This is a genomic window from Pseudomonas sp. PGPR N4, from assembly GCF_059693665.1.
Map to the genome: position 1 here is coordinate 686,796 of NZ_JCAUKV010000001.1, position 17,475 is coordinate 704,270.

Genomic DNA, 17,475 nt, shown 5'->3' on the forward strand with positions numbered 1-17,475 from the left:
AAGAAACTGGCGAGGATCTTGGCCCTTTGCTAGCGTTTTGCCACGACCAACTGTCTAGGAGTGGGCAAGCATGCAGGCGCAGGTGGATATTCGCTCGTGGCTTCATAAGCAAAACGATTGGCTGCAAGAAGCCGTGGATCGGCTGTTAAAAAAAGGGCAGCTGGATGGCGCTGATATCGCAGCTTTGGTTGCCCTGATTAAGACGCCGGATGGGTGCAAGGCCTCGAAACACAGGGCTTTTACGGAACTCACTCAAGGCAATGCTGAGCACCGTGACCTTAGACTGGTAAAGATCAGCGAGATATCTGGGATCGAGAATTTGGCTCCTCGCATGCCTTTGGAGTTCGGATCTGAGAATCTTTCTGTCATCTATGGTCACAACGGCTCAGGCAAATCCAGCTATACCAGGATCCTGAAAAAGCTCTCCGGAAAGCCGCGAGCCGGTGAGCTGAAAACCAACGTGTTCAAAGCCGCTCCTGCTGCTAGCAAATGCCACATTACGTCCCAGCTTAACGGTCAGGAAACGTCACATGAATGGCATGTGGGTCACCCTACGATTGATGCGCTTCGCGACATAGATATTTTCGACAGCGATGAGGCTAGCCATTACCTAACCGCAGAGAGTGCGGCGACCTACATCCCGCCCATAGTAAGCCTGTTTGAAAAGCTAGCTGGCGCTGTCGAACAGGTTCGCGATGCCTTGACCGCAGAGCAGTCAAGGTTAGTCACCGCGCTACCGCAATTGCCCGCCATTTACGACGGTACGCCAGGTAAACGCCTATACCAGAGTCTTGGGACGGCGACCACGGCTGTGTTGGACGAAGCCCTGGTGTGGAAGGCGGATGACGAAAAGCAGCTCCTCGCGATCACAGAACGGCTGAAGGCTGAGGATCCGGCTGCATTGGCTGTGCAGAAGCGACGGACTAAAGCTGAGCTGCAAAAGGTCATCACAGCGCTGACAGATGCTGAGCGGGCCTATGCAGGTGCCTGTTTTAAGTCTCTGCGCGAGCTCAGGCAAATCGCAGCGCAAAAGCGACAGGCTGCCATTGAGAGTGCAAAAGTCGACATGGCGGAACTGGATGGGGTCGGAATTCCCACTTGGCGAGCTATGTGGGAGGCCGCCCGGGCATTCTCGTCCACCCCATATCCTCAGAATCCTTTCCCAGCAACTCACGACCAGGCTCGCTGTCCTCTATGCCAGCAGACCCTGGATGGGCAGGCCCAGCGCAGGCTTGAGGATTTCGAAAAGTACGTTCAGGGCAAACTCGAAGCTGACGCCAGGCAAGCAGAAGGGCTGTACACCCAAGCGCTGGAGGCGCTTCCCAGAATACCTAGCGATCAGGAAATCGCGACCCAATGCGAAGCGGCTGGGCTGGGCGCACAGGAGTGGCCTGAGTTCCTGAAAGGCTTCTGGAAGAGCGCCGCGCAGACCCGTGCAACTCTCCTCAATCATGAGGTTGTCGCCCCCGCGCTACCTGTTGCACCTCAGGCTCCGAACATCAAGGCGCTGACTGAATATGGTGAAGGGCTGTCGGAGATTGCCTCCCAGTATGAGGCCGACGCGGTGCAGTTTGATCGTGCGCATGCCGCGAAGGAGAAACTTGCGCTGGAAGCACGCAAGTGGATCACTCAACAGGCCGCCGCGGTTCGTGCTGAGGTGGAGCGGCTCAGGAGGATCAACGAGTATGAGGGCTGGAAGGCGCTGACTAACTCTCGCCCCATCTCCACGAAAGCAGCGGAGGTGACGCTGGCAGTGGTCACCGATGCTTACGTAGCTCGTTTCAATCAAGAACTCAAAGCGCTTGGGGCTCATCGTATCCAGGTCGAACTCGTAAAGGCCCGTACCCGCAACGCAGTTGTCCTTCACCAAATACGACTGAAGGGCGCTCATGACGCAAAAACCCAGCCGCACGGTATTTTGAGTGAGGGGGAGCGACGAATCATCTCGCTGGCGGCGTTCATCGCTGACGTCTGTGAGAGACCAGGTTCAGCGCCGTTTATCTTTGATGACCCTATTTCATCTTTGGATCACGATTTTGAATGGGCAGTCGCCTGCCGCTTGATTGCTCTGGCTAAAACGCGCCAGGTGATCATCTTGACCCACAGATTATCTCTGTACGGCGTTCTGGACGAACTGGCCAAGAAGGTCGGCGATGATTGGAAAAAGCAGAATTACCGACCAATGCGGATCGAATCGTATGGAGGTGCTGCGGGTCATCCAGCTGATCAGGAGGTGTGGAATGCAACCACCAAGAAAGCCAATAACCTGTTGCTCAATCGTCTGGCCGTCGCCAAGAAAGCAGGAGAGGCCGATGGTGCGGAGGCGTATCAGCGGCTGGCACAGACCATCTGCAGTGAGTTCCGTAAGCTTCTAGAGCGCACCATCGAAGAAGATTTACTCAATAAGGTTGTGCTGAGGCATCGGCGGGGCATTCAAACCGATGGCCGCCTCCGAGATATTCAGGGCATTCTGCTCGAAGACTGCAAGCTGCTCGATGACTTCATGACTAAGTACAGCTGTTATGAGCACAGCCAGTCCAGTGAGATGCCAGTCGTAATACCAGAAGAACCCGAACTGCGCCAAGATCTAGAGGCGCTGGTGACATGGCGCGACCAACTAATCAAGCGCCGTGCTGCTGTAGCTTAGCTAGTCAACGTCAGGTGCCTTCAGTTGGAGGCACCTGTTTGTCGCCCAGGGTACAAATGTACTGCCGCGTACTGACGTATCCGAAATAGCGTGACCGCTACTGTGAGCAGCGCGCGAAATCTCTCCCGCCCCACAAGATTGCCGTGGCTAGCGAGTTTGGTGACAAAGTCCAGTTCTTCACCGGCGCGCATGAGATCGGCCATCTTGTGCTCCACGAAGACACTGTCATGCACCGCGACCGCGCGTTTGATGGCAGCCCACTGCAAACGCCACGTGCACCAGCAGAGCGGCAAGCATATCGCTTTGCGGCCTGCTTCCTCATGCCTCAGAAGCTGGTGAGGGAACGGTTCGAGTTCATGTTCTGCTGCAAGGGGCCATTGCGCTTCAACGACGTGATCGCGTATCACCTCGATCCCATCAATCCTGATCGGCTGCTTTACGCGTCGAAAGACTCCGGTGAGCGCGAGCTGGTGCTGGCGCGGTGCTCCCGGTTCAACAACCAGAACCTGGTTTCACTGGCCCAGCAATTCGGTGTCTCGGACTCGGCCATGGCCATCCGGATTAAGGAGCTGGAGTTGGTGCGCTGGCCTTAGAGCGGGGAGGGCCTTGGTACGGTTATTGACGATGGCTGCAGCGCTTGGGGGGGCATCCATCTATCTTTCTAAAATCCATAAAAAAGGGGCCCTCGCAAGGGCCCCTTTCTTTGATTCAGGAGGATTTAATGAGCCAACCAGCTCTCGACTTCCTCGGAGCCATACTGGCTTTTCCACTCTTTTAGGGTCTTGTGGTTACCACCCTTGGTCTCGACGCGTTCGCCTGAATGAGGGTTTTTGTAAACCTTGAGCAGGCGCGGCTTGCGGCTACTCTTTTCAACTGCCACGGCTGGTGCACGTCGATTAGCAGCCTGTGGGTCAAGAATGGCCACGATATTGCGCAGGCTGTAACCGTACTCGTTGAGCAGATTACGAAGCTTCTTCTCGAACTCGATTTCGCGTTTCAGGCCATCGTCGTTTTTGAGGGACTCAAGTTCGGCGAGCTGAGCAGCTAATTGCTGCTCGAGGGCACGGAATTCTGCGAGTCTGGACATTTGACACTCCTGTATGTAGTGCGCCGAGTATAGGTGCTGGGTTAAATGCCTTCAATGTGCAGATTCAAGGTGGCGCTTGAGGCCGATAGAGCAACGACGTCAAGCGCTGAGTCATTTACGTCGAACGTCATCCCCTGGATGGCAATTGAAGCGAGCTTAAGAAACCAAGGGTCATTTTGACCCTGGAAGCATGCAGGAGTACAAATGTACTCATGCACCAGTTGGCCTCGCCGCCGATCGAGCTCAAGTCGCGCAAGGAGCCTGCATGTACCAGGATGTCACCAGTCCGGAGCTGTTGGATCATGCTGGGTCGATACCAGTTTTTCAGCTAGTGCGGGACATGGCACGTCAATAGCGTACGGGGCGAAGCGTTGCTCGTACGCGTCCGGAAATGGGTGTGTAAAGGGATGTGCTGTTGTTCATAGCATCTGAACTACAGCTTTAGCGTGTATACGTTGCTCAGCCCGCGCAGGCGAAGGACGGCTCACAAGGTGAGCGGTCGTCGGCGTGGGGCTCATGACTCTGCTGAGAAAAATGGCTGGCGAAATCGTCCATGGGCAATCACCGCGATGAGGAGCTAATTATCTTAGCGGCCTTAGCCGACCGTCTACTCAGTCAAACCCGCGTATCTCTCTCAGGGCCGGCTACGAGGTACTCAACAGCTTTTCTAGCTGCGCATGCTCCTAGGTGCTCAACAGCTCTACGGGGTCTGTACTGTATGACTGCAACGAATTGAAAACGTACGCGCGGCCATCAGGGCTGTAGCAGCTGTCGCAGTAATCGAGGGCGTCGCAATCGTTGTAGAACGTGAGCACCCAGCCATCGCTCTCAATGGTCATCTGGCCACAGTAGATCTCAGACCAAGACTGTGCGCCCAAGCGGCGCATAGTACGAACCCCAAGGGAGATGTCGCGCAGGACTTGATAAGCCTCGCGGGCGGTTAGTGGTTTTGCTGCCAAACGAAAGGTACCTGGCTGGGATGTTTGGGCTGGCCGTGCCCGGACTAGATCGCATGGTAAATGAAACTTGGCGTCCTGGGCGTGTTACCCCGACATCTATTTGATAGCCTTCGGCCTTTTTGGAGGACGCCCATGACAGCCCACTCAAAACTCACCGCACGCTACGGCACGCCTGACATTTCGCCGCTCACCCAATGCAATGAGATCATCGAGCAGCTCCTTGATCACCGGAGCGTCCGGGCCTTCACTGACCGACCTCTGCCTAAGGGTACCATCGAGACTTTAATCGCAGCCGCTCAGTCTGCGTCTACATCCTCAAACCTGCAGGTCTGGAGTGTCGTCGCCGTTCAAAATGTCGATCGTAAAAAGCGCCTGTCCGCCCTGGCCGGTAATCAGGCCTACATCCATCAAGCGCCGCTCTTTCTTGTCTGGCTGGCAGACCTGTCCCGAGTGTCTCGCATCGCGGAGCAACAGGGGGTTGAGCTGGAAGCGCTGCCTTTCCTGGAAAGCTTGCTGCTCGGCACCATCGATGCAGCACTGGCGGCGCAAAACGCCGTCGTTGCACTGGAATCGCTGGGGCTTGGAAGCGTATACATCGGTGGCATCCGTAACGACATCGAAGGCGTAGCCAAAGAGCTGGCGCTGCCTCCTCAGGTTTATCCAGTTTTCGGCATGTGCGTCGGATACCCATCCCTTGACCGACCTGCCAAGGTGAAGCCGCGGCTGCCGCAAGTAGCCGTGCTGCATCACGAAACCTACACGACAGCCGGTGAGGAGGGCGCTCTCGCGGACTACGATGACCACCTGGGCGTGTTCTATCAACGCGAAGGCATGAAGGCTTCAGGATGGTCAGAGCAAGTGGTTAGTAGGCTGCGGAGTGTTTCGAGCCTGCATGGGCGTGAAGAGCTACTTGGTGAGCTCGCGCGGATGGGATTCGGGCTGCGCTGATACTCGTAGGTTTGTTGAGTTCTTCAGCTGTGGCGCCGCTCGCTAGGATTGGCGAAATCTCAGTTGCGTAGGGTATTAGACGCTCACGCCCCGGCGCTGTGACGCTGGCTTGATCAATTCGGAGAGCGAAGGAAGGGGCGTGGGCAGAACGCTCGAGCAGGGGTGGCATAAAGCAGAGTAGGGCAGCTCAGTTTCCGGCTCCTACCGTGGAGACGCTTGAGCGATTTGGTGCGCAGCGCGAGGCTGACGTTGTTAACGCTTGAGCGGCCGACTGGGGCAATCACCTGTCGATAACTGTTTATCCATACAGTTTTTTATTTCATCCCCACACTGACCACCTGACCGGCCTTTTCGACGAGAATTTCTAGCTGAACGCCCATCCCTGAAGAATGGCTACAGGCCCTGCGACGCCTGGCATTGGGCCGGATGAGAATGATTGAGAGCTGACCATGGTGCTGCTCGAGCAGGCTGGCTCTCATTTTCCGTGAGATTTCAACAATACTGTATGCACATACAGTCATTGAGGGTGGGGGGTAACACCCTTTCTACTCGTGGCTGGTTCCACGGGCGCGCCAAATGGTACGGTGACCAATCTACCACTAGTGTTTCGATTAACCAGATTGGGACATTTGGAGACCGGCTTATGAGAAGGAATGGACGTCGACAACGTGCGCGACTTGGCATCGCACGGATGATTGCCAGGATTGAAAGACTTGAGAGGATTGGCAGAGCAGCAAAGCAAAGCCTGCGGCAACGCCTGCGGGATAGCTTGGCGGGATTGCTCCGCGGCTTCACTGGAGCCAGGCACTAATGACCTGCAGGAGCAAAGCGAAGCGATGAGGGTAGGCGACGCAGATTTCATTTTCCCGGTAGGCAATGCGCCCTGAGCAATCAATCCAGTCGTATGCTCAGGGCGCTAAAGCGCTTCTTAGATTTTGGCGAGTGTAGACATCGGAGTCTTACGGCGTTTCATGAGCCAGTAATAAGCGACTGCGGGGAAGATAAGACCTACAGCCCAAGCCAGATCAATGCCCTCCAGCTGTTGAGCTACCGGCCCTACGTAAAGCGAGGTACTCATGAAGGGTATTTCGAGGATGATGGTTGTGAGGAACACCGTGATGGCTATCCAATTCACCTTCCCATAGACGCCATTCGGCTCAAAGATATCTGCGATCTGGTAGACGCCGTTGCGTAGGGCGTAGTAGTCCACAAGATTGATTGCTGTCCAAGGGATGAGGAAATAGCTCATGAAGAAGATGAAGTTGAGGAAGAACTGAAGGAAGTCATCTTGGGCGAGAGTGCATAGTCCTGTCGCTGCCGCACAAATGACTAGCATGAAGCCGGCGCGTACCCCAGGCGTCACCTTCAATCTTGAGTAGGGCTCTACTACCGTCACGGTCGACATGAAGGCCCCGTACAGGTTGAAAACGTTAATCGCGATTTGACCGTACAGTACGAACGCGAAGGTGAGAATAGTGCCGCCCCCCAGTACGCCAACCAGATTCAAGCCCACGTTATCCGAAAAGCCAGCCATGCTCTTTGCAAGCACCGCTCCCAAAATCATCATCCAGCTCCCGCCAATCACCGTTCCGAGGTAGCTGTACCAGAAAACTTGCTGGCTAGATGTCTGCGTGGGCAAGTAGCGAGAGTAATCGGCCACATAGGGGGCGTACGACAGTTGCCAAGTCACTGAAATGCTCACCGACGCTAGGAAACTTACCCAGCTAAAACCTTGCAGTGTCCACTGTCCAGGTTCAATTGCCATGGTGAGAGCGTAGTAACTGGCGATGCCAAAAACTACTATCGATACCAATGACAGGATCTTTTGGAAGCGATGGATCAGTTGGTAGCCAAACAAAGCTACGAGGAAGCAAACCGCACCTAGCAGCGCGATATTGGTCTCATTGCTCAACGGGCTCGCGTTTACGATGGCCTGAGCGGCGAGCAGCGTATTACTGACAAAGAAACCGAGATAAATCATCATGACGAATAGCAGTGGTACGATTGCACCAAAGACGCCGAATTGTGCCCGGCTCTGGATCATTTGAGGAATGCCCAATCTTGGCCCCTGCGCGGAGTGCGAAGCCATGAAGATTGCGCCAATCATTGACCCCACCAGAATAGAGACGACGCTCCAAAACAGGTTAAGCCCTAGACTGATTGGCAATACGCCGGCCGCAACGGTCGTGATATTGGCATTCGCACCAAACCACACAAAAAACAACGAGCGAGGCTTGCCGTAGCGCTCATTTTCGGGAACGAAATCAATACTTCTATTTTCTACTTTCATTTTGACTCTCCAATCAAATCTCTTTGACAAGGCTCTTTTCAAGACGCTGTATAGCCTCTACAAACGCCTCAGGCTGGAACGCAAGGTGATCAGGCTCAGCAGTCAGCAATGAGGTCGCTGGCTCACTACGTAAACGCCGTATCAACTGCTCCGTAGAAAAGATCTCAAGCCCGTAGACCCAGTTGGAAAGAATGAACAAAGCCGAATAATGAGCGGCTAATGTGGTGGCGGTACAAGCGTCGTTGACAATGGTTATGTTGAAATCGTGCTGGTACGCGTCGAAAACAGTGGTCATTACACAGACATCAGTCAAGACGCCTATTGCAACGAGATTTTTGATCCCCCTGCGGTGAAGCATTTGAGCCAACCTAGTTCCGTGAAATGCACTGTAACGGTGCTTATCGATTACTACATCGCCCTCGATAGGAGCAAGCGCATTGAGAATCTCAATTGCATAAGTGCCGTCGAGGTAGGTAGTTGGTTGGCCATGACCGTCCACGGGCTCACCAAGCATCAGGTCATCACCTAGGGCTTCATTAACATGGCGGGTATAGAACAGAGGGATTCCGAGATTTCGGGCGGTGTCTATCAACGCGGCTGCGTTCTCGACCACCTGGTCAAAGCGCTCAAGAGAAAAGCCGTCTTCTTTTTGTAAATCGATAACCAATAAGGCTGTATCGTTGCTCATCACGTTTCTTCCGAGTGCAGAACTCCGCAGTAAGCGCCTTGGGGGGCATACCGGAGGATTATCAGGAATGGGTTGAGTGATGCGGGATCACTCCTCACCGCGAGCTGGATGCTCGCGGATGGGATTTACCTGACTATCTGCCAGAAACCGTTTTGCTTTGCTGCCACACAGGCAGGCATTCGTCTTAGCTCCACCTGGGATGGCGAAAAGGTTCGACGAAGGTAGGCCCTCATAGCTCCAGACGGCAATGCATTGCCACAGCTAGCGCTGCGGACTCTTGCATTGATCTGAACAGCTTTGAGGTTGAACATTGAAAAATGCTCTACGAGGGGATGCCTTAGCAAAGCAAAAATCAAGCCAACACCTACGCACCGTCTGGCCTGCAGCTTACGAGAGAGGGTGATAGTAGCCCGTTACCTTTGGTATTCGGTATGCCGTAATACTGTGGTACCAAACGTAACGAGGGTGTCACTAGCTACTTCCTCCTGATGCTCCGTCGTGCCTGACGGAGCAGTCTCACAGCGCTACAGTCCGTCTCAAAGCACCACGATCTCGTCCGCCTTCAACCAGCCGGCCTTGATGACGCTCGCCTTGGCAACCTCTGGCTCAGCGGTGTAGACCACGATTGCCAGGCTTTCCTCAGCGCGGCTGCAGGTGACATACAGAAGTCGTCGTGTTCGAGAGAGAGAATCGTCCTTACCAGCGAGCTGGTTTTTCACGTCGTTTGCAGACGCAGGTACTACGCCTAGCAGCTTTTCATAGCTGAACAGAAATCCGCGTGCTTCATCATCGTTCAGCACGACCATTACCCGCGGGAACTCCAGCCCCTTGACGCCCTGGTGGGTGTCAAGCGGCGACAGCCCATTTGCATAACCCGCAAATGCTGCCATCTCCGAATAGGGGCGACCTAGCACAACCCGATACGCATGAACCTCAAGCGCATCATGATCTGTAGTATCCGGCGCGTCGTCCGTCGTTGCGCCCTGAGCCAAGGCTTCCGCGAAACGTTCCGGCAGCTCAAGCAGGCCAGTCTGTAGAAGAATCTGGGATACTTCCTCTATCGACGGATCGTTGTCCCTGAGTAGCTCACACAGGGTAGCTGTAGCTTTACCAACCGACTCCAACAAGTCGAGCTGATCAGATACCGACTGCAGGTGCTTGGGATCAAGAAGAGGAGAGCGTAGACGCACCGCCTCCATCAACGCGAAGTCATCTGCTTGCGCAGCTTCAAGGATAGGGCCGACTTGCTCGAAGAAAAGCTTAAGTATGGGTAACGTTCCGTCCAGCAGTCCGGTACCAAGGTGCTCAACCTCATACAGCGGCGAGAATACCCCCTCAAATCCCATGCGCCGCCCAGCCATTTTGTGCTCCAAGATGAGCGTCTTGCGGCCTTTCGTGCCAGCTGCCCACTGCGCATCTCCAGTGACTTTTGCCATCTGCTTTGCGATTTGGTCTTCCAAGCTAAAGTCCAGACTTGCAACCTGTCGCGTGCAGAACATACGCACAGTGCCTTGCGCGGCGCCTGGCTTAGGTATCTGCTCATGATCATCTACGCTGGCGCGGATCACGTTGATCAGTTCAACAACTCGCGTCGGGCAACGGCGGTTCATGCGCTTCTCAGGCTTGGCCCAATCCGGCGGAATCGCATCATCCAGCCCAACCTTTCCATCGTTGTAGATCCGCTGCATCGTGTCGCCCAGCAATCCCAGACAGAAACGTTTGGGAGCTGCGGCTTGAGCTTGTAAAAATGCATCCATCAGAGGGCCATTCGTATCTTGGCTTTCATCGATCAGCAGCACCGGATGCCGATCCGCCATGACGTCAAGCAACGGCGGCTTGGGAATGAACGCCGCGGCCATCTGGATGACCTCACTATGGTTCAACGACTGCCTGCTTCGGTTATCACCGGTAGGGCTATATGTGAAGGCAGTTATGTCGTCCAGGTTGGCCAAGCGGCGCGCTTTGCTGTCCCGACTGGCCTGGTTCGCCAGAAAGGTTTTGTTAACCCCCCGGGCGCGACTGAGTTTGTCATCAAGCTCCTCGATATCTTCGGCAAGCTTGATGCGCAGCCAATCACGTATGTCGTCGTTGAAGCCCTTGATCATTCGCCAAGAAAACGCATGAATTGTAGAGACCTCAACCAAGGGGTCGTGCTCGAGGCGGCGAGCGATTTCCTCACAGGCTGCATTGGTGTAGGTAATGATCGCGATTTGGCGCCCCTCAAAGGTCAGGCGTTCGCGTTCACGATCCTTGAGCGATTTCACAGCCATCACAAGCGAATGAGTCTTGCCAGAGCCGGCACCTGCGTACAGGAAAAAGCTGCGTGGATGTTCAAGGTTAAGGCACTCCTGAATAACATCGTCCGCGTTCCGCTTCGGGTCAGTAGGTACCTCAGTCACGATGCTCATTGCTCTGTCACCTCGATACTGGCCGTTGGAACAATCAGCAGCTCCTTGCTCTTCTTCTTGAGCTTTTCCTCTAACCAGACGAGCCCTTCTCGGATGTATTCTGGAACCGTCAACTTCGCAAAATCCGGGTCACCCAAAACCTGGAGGGCGAACTTCGCTTTGTCACCCTCCCTAAGCGCGTCGAACAATGCTCTGCCAAGATCATCTGCGGTCTTCGACTCACGCAGCGCCGCCGCAAAGGGTTTGGTCAGACCTTTGCCTTTTTTCTGTTTAAAGTGCTGCACATTGCTCAACACCAGGCTGTCCTCGAAGGTATTGGGGAGCGCTTCGGCTTCATTCTCAGTGCTGGGCAATTGGATCTTGATGGGCGTCTGATATGCGATTCGGATCGCAAACAGGTCGTCTATCTGTTGAGCCTTGTGCTCATCATCCAGATCCAGGAGCGTGTCGACATCGTGTCCAACCTGCTGCGCCGTCATCCAGTTACGCAGGGTAGGGTTATTGGTCGCCTGTGATGCTTTGCGCTTCACGGGTACAGCTGATTTCTTGTGCCCTGCGTCGAGATCCGTGATCACCAGCGTCACAATACCAAGCGCATCAACCAGGGGCCTGAGGCGATGCGCATGGCTGCCCCCGATATCCAGAATGGTGATGTAGCACCGATCAAGGAAAGGGAAGTGGCTGCGCAGGAAATGCGGCAGCATAATTCTTTCCGCCGCACCTTCGACCAAGATGACTGCGTCGGCAAAGAAGAGATCAGCATGCTGCGCCCTGAGGTAGCGGGTTACGAACTCTTTCGTTTGCTTGTGACGGTTCTTGTCGCCAAACACCGTGCTCAGATTGGAGACGGTCGATACCGGCACCGGCACACCGGCCATTCCTGCCGGCAGCCGCCGGAAGTATCGTAGATTCGCGTACTCCGTCTCATGAGCAACGTGGCTCGAGTGAGAGCTGACGACCATCTGGGTATTGAGCTTCGGATACTTCTTCAGCAGCGGGTCATTACTCAGGACGTGATACGCATGCTTGATGAAAGCTTGCTGCACCTGGACATGCAGGTGGGCTTCAGGCTCCTCAATGAGCACGAGGTGGATTGGCTCGACCCCTGCGTCGGTTCGCTCCTCCGAATCCTTGTACTTTTTTAGCCAGTCGTCCCGGAACGCCATCAGTTGGAAAATCATGGAGATCAGGTTCTGGTAACCCAACCCGTTAGAGGTTTCGGGCAACCGCATGGGGGGTGCGCCAGGCGCACCGGCGACTGAATCCAGCTCGAACAGCACCGCTGCTTCGTGGTTCATACCATCCGTAGGAGACAACCGGGTCTCCACTTTAATAGCGGGATCAGAATGGTTGGGATAGCCCAAGCCAGCGACTTCTAAAAGAGCTGGCGCAAAGCTCGAGGTGAGCCGAGAATCGAACGCAGTCTGAGCAGCCTGGATAGCTGTCAACGCTTCTAGATCTGATATGTCTGGGCTGTCACCTGGATCCAGATGCCGGTTGTAGTAGGCGCGTAATTGCTCTGTCAGTTTTTTCCCCGAGCCCCCTCTGCCCTCAGTGACAGATTCCTCTGCACTGTCTCCGAAGCCACGCTGGGCGTTGATTTCATGAACGCGTATCAGGTCAGTGAGTGGATTGGCATCCAGCGCCGTAGCGGTCGAAGATAGCGGTTGCAGATTGGCATGGCGCGTTTTGGGATCTGGCGCCTGAAGCTGAGTAGGGTCGAGGCGATACCAGCGAACGACGAACATGGTACCTAGGCGCCGATTCAGGTAGTCGTGAAGACTTTGCGGCCAGAGGGGCAGGGTGGGTGCCGTTTTCCCTTCCTCGGTCTGGTTCACGATCTCTTGCTGCAGCTTTGTCACGCGTGCTCGCTCTTTCCGGTAATCGGTAAAGAGCTTGGCCATGTCTTTGGGCTCAAGCCTGAAGCGCATCCCTACATGGCCGCCTTTCCAGGCGAAATTGGGGATTAGATCTCTAATGTGGTGCAGCTCCCCTTGCGAAGCTTCCACCCACAGATCCAGCGTGGGCAACCAATGCGCCCACTCGTTAGCCTTAGGGGGCTCAAGGGTTTCGTCAGCAGCCTCCCAGTCGGCACCAGTGGCATCAATCGTTGCAAGGTGGGACAGGGTCAAGTCTTGCAGTCGGAACGCGGTCGCTTTCGACAGCAGGAACTTGCGCAGGGCCAACATCGCGGAAGACTTACCGCTGTTGTTGGCGCCGACCAATAGGGTGGTGGTGCTTGCCAGGTCGATTCGAACGGACAGGAGCTTGCGGAAATTCGCAATCTCCAAGTACTGGATCTGCATAGCCTCTTCCTTGTGACGACTCACGGCGGGTTGCCGCGGTGGTGGATTCCGAGACTCTAGCCCAGCGTCTGCAGGACTCCAATAGCCACAGTGGCGTTTTGCCAATGCGCCCGGAGAGCCCAACAACAATCGCTAAGGTTCGGTTCTCGAAACGCATCCGGGGGCAGTCCGTTTCTGCTCAGTCGTGCTAGAGAAGTGCCTGATCGCCTACCTGCAGGGTCTACCTAGTAGCCGGGAGGCCACCTGATAGGCGTTTTTCCGCGGTGCCATAGGGCCTATGCTTGCCTAAGCTGGCCGCGGGCTAGAAAATGCTAGCCTGGCTTGGCAGCACAACGAACGCAGACGGAGTTTACCCATGAGCACTTTGCCTCCTGATCAACACGTTCGCTATTTGGAAGTGCTCGAGGCAGCAAAGCGCTTGTATGGCGGCGATGCCGATGCAGCCCTGCACTGGATGTCACGGCCGGTGAAAGCGTTTTGCGGCAAAGCTCCTGCCCGCATGATCACGACCCGGCAGGAAACTGACACGGTTATCGAGTTTGTCAGGCGCTTAGAGCATGGGTTTGTTGCGTGAGTGAGGCTTGGCAGCGCCCTACATCCCGCAATGTGGCGATGGGGGCGCGGCAGCCACCTCCGAGCGGTACGTTCCGAGGCTCAAGCGGGCTGTTCTACCGTCGATGGGTTGGCCCCAAGGCGATGGCCGACTACTCGGCATTCAGCATCGCTCCATTCTTGTACTCAACAGCGTTAGCGTCCGGCAAACTCACCCTCACATCTGAGCATCTTGAGTGAGGGCGCCTCTATCAAATCTGGGTACCTAGCGCCCGATACCAGGGTTATGAGAGGAAGTTTGCTGAACGCAGACAAGGAGTGCGGCTTTAGGCGTTTGTATCAAGCCAGACAGCACCGTACCGCGTGTAAGGCTTCGGAATTTCGATTTGCTCCTTCAAATCATAGGCGGCGGTGCGTACCTAGAACGGATCCCTTAGCATCTGGCGCCCCTCGAAGAATAGATGCTGTCGCCCCGAACGCCCTGAGTATTGGGCTAGAATGGCGTCTATTTGGGTGTAGGGATCGTGTATGTTTCTGGAATGGACGCCATCCAGGCTAGGGCGCTTGCTGACTAGATCAGCCAACTGGCGTCTGCTTGTCGAGAGCGATCGTCTTGTTGTGGCTGTCGGTGAGCGGCAATACCACATAGCCCTTGAAACGCTCGCAAGCTTTGAAATCAAACGCCGCTTGCTATGGTCGGAACTCGTGTGGCCTGCAAACGAGGGTGTGCGCTTTGGTGGTCTCTCGAACCTACGAGCTCCGGCTCTGCACCGGGCGGTGGATGATCTAGTCAAACGATCCCGCTGCCAACGCTTCGATTCCTACTATGCCAAGCTTTCCCGGTGGCTCGCAGATGTTGACCACGCTTTGGCAACAGCTGATCAAAAGCACCGCTGGTTTACCCATGAAAATCAGCAAGCATTACTGGGTAGCAAACCAACCCTAGAGTTGAGTGTGGCGGCCCTGAGAGAGCTGCTCGAAACCCCGGAGGTGAGGGCTCATCTAAAGAATGGGTATGCCCAAGCAGAGCTTGATATTGAACGCTGGACGTCTGATTGGGCGGGCGCATGGGAGCAGCGCAACAAGCTGCACACAGAGCGAGAGCTTCGTGAATGCCGGGAGCTTTTCGACAAGGTAGAAAGCAAGCCTTTAACTGACGAGCAGGCGGAGGCAGTTGTGTGCTTTGACAACCGCGTGCAAGTTGTCGCATCGGCTGGCTCCGGCAAGACCTCCACGATGGTGGCCAAGGCCATCTATGCCATGCAGCGGGGGATTGTCAGCCCCCAATCTATCGTCATGCTAGCTTACAACACGGATGCGGCTGCAGAGCTTCAAGCACGGGCCAATGCCTCCCTTGAACGCCTTGGCAAGCCTAGCGTCGAGATCGCAGCCATGACGTTCCATTCGCTAGGGCTGAAGATCATCGGTTCGGCTACCGGAAGCACACCGCATGTACCCGCCTGGGCTCGTAAAGAGCATCTCGCTCTGGCCAAGCTCTCCCTGATTGTTGATGACCTCAAAGACAAGTCTCCAGCATTCCGTACGCGCTGGGATATTTTCCGTTTGGTGTTTGGTCGACACCTACCTCTCTCACGCAATGACAAGCTGTTCGATACGACAAACTCGGCAGGCGAGGGGAAACTGGTCACCCTAAAAGGCGAGGAGGTGGCCAGCCAGGAGGAGTGCATCATTGCCAACTGGCTTTTTTACAACGGGGTCGAGTACCAGTATGAACGTGAGTACGAACACCCGACTGCGACGGCGGAACATCGTCAGTACTTCCCGGATTTTTTCTACCCGGGTCTAAATCTCTACCATGAGCATTTTGCTCTGGACGCAGAGGGCCAGCCCCCCGAGCAGTTCAAGAAATACCTGGATGGGGTGGCTTGGAAACGTCAGCTCCACAAACAGAAGGGAACGCGCCTGATCGAAACGCTTTCTCACCAAGTCCGCACTGGGGAAGCGTTCACCCATCTGGCGAAAGAGCTCACCGACAGGGGCATCGAGCTCGATCCTAACCCTGATCGGCCGATCCCATTTAATGGTCTGGAACCCATCAAGCATGCCGACCTGCTTGGACTGATCCGTACGTTCATCAACCATTTCAAAAGCAATTGCTATACGGAACAGGAATTGAAAGCTCGCTTGGCCGAGATGGACAGCGGCGCTTTCAAGTACCGGTTCAACATGTTCGTAGACCTGCTGATCCCGGTAGTCAAGGAATGGAACAAAGCCTTGGCCGCAGAGAACGGAATCGACTTCGAAGACATGATCAATAAGGCTGCAGAGTATTTGGAGGCCGGACACCGGTCGCCATATGACCTGGTTATGGCTGATGAGTACCAGGACGCATCGCGTGCCCGGGCGCGGCTTTGCAAGGCCCTCGTTCGGCAGCCCAATCTGTTTCTATTCGCCGTCGGGGACGACTGGCAATCGATCAACCGATTCGCGGGCGCTGACGTTTCCGTAATGACAGGTTTCAAACCCTGGTACGGCCATGGCCAGGTTCTTCGGCTAGAAACGACATTTAGATGCCCTCAGGCCATTTGTGACGTCTCCAGCCGATTTGTGTCGAAGAACCCAGCCCAATTCAAGAAGAACGTGAACTCTGTGACGGCGCCCATCGGGCCGGCCTTCCAGGCTATAGAGGTCGGGCACCGAAACAAGGTAGCCCAAGCGGTTGATAAGTATGTCGAGCGTCTCTACCAGCAGATCTGCGAGGGGAAAGTGCCTTTGGGGCGGGGCGGCAAAGTGAACGTCTTCGTGCTGGGGCGCTACAAGCTTGATGCCAAATTTCTGAGTCACGATTGGCAGCAACGTTTTGGCGATCGTATGGCGTTCAGGTTCAAGACGGTGCATACCTCAAAGGGTGATGAGGCCGACTATGTGATTCTTCCCGGCATGGTGATGCGTGGGTTTCCAAACGTTAAAGTTGATGATCCACTGTTCTCCCTGGTTATGCCGCAGGGCGATACCTTTCCATCCAGTGAGGAGCGCCGGCTGTTCTACGTCGCACTCACAAGGGCAAGGCGCAGCGTTGCGATGTTCACAGTCGCAGGGCGCCGCTCGTCTTTCCTGCAAGAGTTGATCGACGAAGGTGTCGTAGCTCCCTTTGATGATAACGGACGGGCCATAACACAGCCGGCGGCAGCTGAACGCAAGCCCGATAGCGCCGCTGCCGGGTCAGCCGCTGCGCAAGCTCCCGCCAAGGCCAAGGGGCCTGTCTGTCCAGGCTGCAAGGTTGGTGAGCTGATATGGCGACGAGGGCCTTACGGAGAGTTCCAATCCTGCTCAACCTATCCCAGGTGTAAATACAAGCCGCCGAAGAAAATGCCGTTCAAGGCGTCAGTGCCTAGTAGCGGTCGTAAGCCTGTGAAATGAGCTCCCGGGGACGGATAGCGCGAATTCGGGATGAGAAGCTCTCGAACGCTAAACGTCCGACGGCTGATCTAGGTTGCTGAACGTCAGGTCAACAGCAGGGCGAAGCTACTAGCGGGTGAATAAAGCGTTCGCGGGCAAAGATGGCCGTGAGCTATCATTCGAACCCTCGTATTAGGCTCCCGGAAGTTCACCTTCCCGCTCAGACCCAA

Annotated in this window: 11 protein-coding genes; 5 read left to right on the top strand and 6 right to left on the bottom strand. The window is 55.3% G+C overall.

Annotated elements, in window-relative coordinates:
- Nucleotides 1-70: 70 nt before the first annotated feature.
- Both AC58X1_RS03080 and AC58X1_RS03085 read left to right on the top strand, forming a co-directional pair.
- Entirely contained in the window at nucleotides 71-2,647 is a 2,577-nt protein-coding gene (locus AC58X1_RS03080) for an AAA family ATPase (protein ID WP_497428302.1), read from the top strand.
- Between the two features lie 143 nt (nucleotides 2,648-2,790).
- Nucleotides 2,791-3,240 carry an ImmA/IrrE family metallo-endopeptidase gene (locus AC58X1_RS03085; RefSeq protein WP_497428303.1) on the top strand — a complete coding sequence of 150 codons (450 nt, stop codon included), beginning with the start codon at nucleotides 2,791-2,793 and terminating at the stop codon, nucleotides 3,238-3,240.
- Nucleotides 3,241-3,365: 125 nt separating this feature from the next.
- Here the strand turns inward: AC58X1_RS03085 and AC58X1_RS03090 are convergent, their stop codons facing one another.
- Both AC58X1_RS03090 and AC58X1_RS03095 read right to left on the bottom strand, forming a co-directional pair.
- A complete protein-coding gene (locus tag AC58X1_RS03090) occupies nucleotides 3,366-3,734 on the bottom strand; it encodes a histone-like nucleoid-structuring protein, MvaT/MvaU family (protein WP_497428304.1) in 369 nt (122 codons plus the stop codon).
- A 683-nt stretch (nucleotides 3,735-4,417) separates the two neighbouring features.
- Nucleotides 4,418-4,693 (bottom strand): DUF7693 family protein, encoded by a 276-nt coding sequence (locus AC58X1_RS03095; protein ID WP_497428305.1) that lies wholly within the window; start codon nucleotides 4,691-4,693, stop codon nucleotides 4,418-4,420.
- A gap of 132 nt (nucleotides 4,694-4,825) precedes the next feature.
- Here AC58X1_RS03095 and AC58X1_RS03100 point away from each other — a divergent pair, with 132 nt between their 5' ends.
- The gene (locus tag AC58X1_RS03100; protein ID WP_497428306.1) at nucleotides 4,826-5,641 is read left to right on the top strand and encodes an NADPH-dependent oxidoreductase; all 816 of its coding nucleotides are present in this window, start codon (nucleotides 4,826-4,828) and stop codon (nucleotides 5,639-5,641) included.
- A 928-nt stretch (nucleotides 5,642-6,569) separates the two neighbouring features.
- Here AC58X1_RS03100 and AC58X1_RS03105 read toward each other — a convergent pair.
- The 4 genes from AC58X1_RS03105 to AC58X1_RS03120 form a co-directional block, all read right to left on the bottom strand.
- Nucleotides 6,570-7,931 (bottom strand): purine-cytosine permease family protein, encoded by a 1,362-nt coding sequence (locus tag AC58X1_RS03105; protein ID WP_497428307.1) that lies wholly within the window; start codon nucleotides 7,929-7,931, stop codon nucleotides 6,570-6,572.
- 13 nt (nucleotides 7,932-7,944) lie between these two features.
- Nucleotides 7,945-8,619, bottom strand: a complete 675-nt coding sequence (locus AC58X1_RS03110; RefSeq protein WP_497428308.1) for a cysteine hydrolase family protein — start codon at nucleotides 8,617-8,619, stop codon at nucleotides 7,945-7,947.
- A gap of 536 nt (nucleotides 8,620-9,155) precedes the next feature.
- A complete protein-coding gene (locus AC58X1_RS03115; protein WP_497428309.1) occupies nucleotides 9,156-11,027 on the bottom strand; it encodes a UvrD-helicase domain-containing protein in 1,872 nt (623 codons plus the stop codon).
- Nucleotides 11,024-13,333 carry an AAA family ATPase gene (locus AC58X1_RS03120; protein ID WP_497428310.1) on the bottom strand — a complete coding sequence of 770 codons (2,310 nt, stop codon included), beginning with the start codon at nucleotides 13,331-13,333 and terminating at the stop codon, nucleotides 11,024-11,026. Before AC58X1_RS03120 ends, AC58X1_RS03115 begins: the two co-directional genes overlap by 4 nt.
- A gap of 355 nt (nucleotides 13,334-13,688) precedes the next feature.
- Between AC58X1_RS03120 and AC58X1_RS03125 the strand changes: the two genes are divergently transcribed.
- Together AC58X1_RS03125 and AC58X1_RS03130 are read left to right on the top strand one after the other, a co-directional pair.
- A complete protein-coding gene (locus tag AC58X1_RS03125; RefSeq protein ID WP_497428311.1) occupies nucleotides 13,689-13,907 on the top strand; it encodes an antitoxin Xre/MbcA/ParS toxin-binding domain-containing protein in 219 nt (72 codons plus the stop codon).
- 506 nt (nucleotides 13,908-14,413) lie between these two features.
- A complete protein-coding gene (locus AC58X1_RS03130; RefSeq protein ID WP_497428312.1) occupies nucleotides 14,414-17,266 on the top strand; it encodes a UvrD-helicase domain-containing protein in 2,853 nt (950 codons plus the stop codon).
- Nucleotides 17,267-17,475 lie beyond the last annotated feature (209 nt).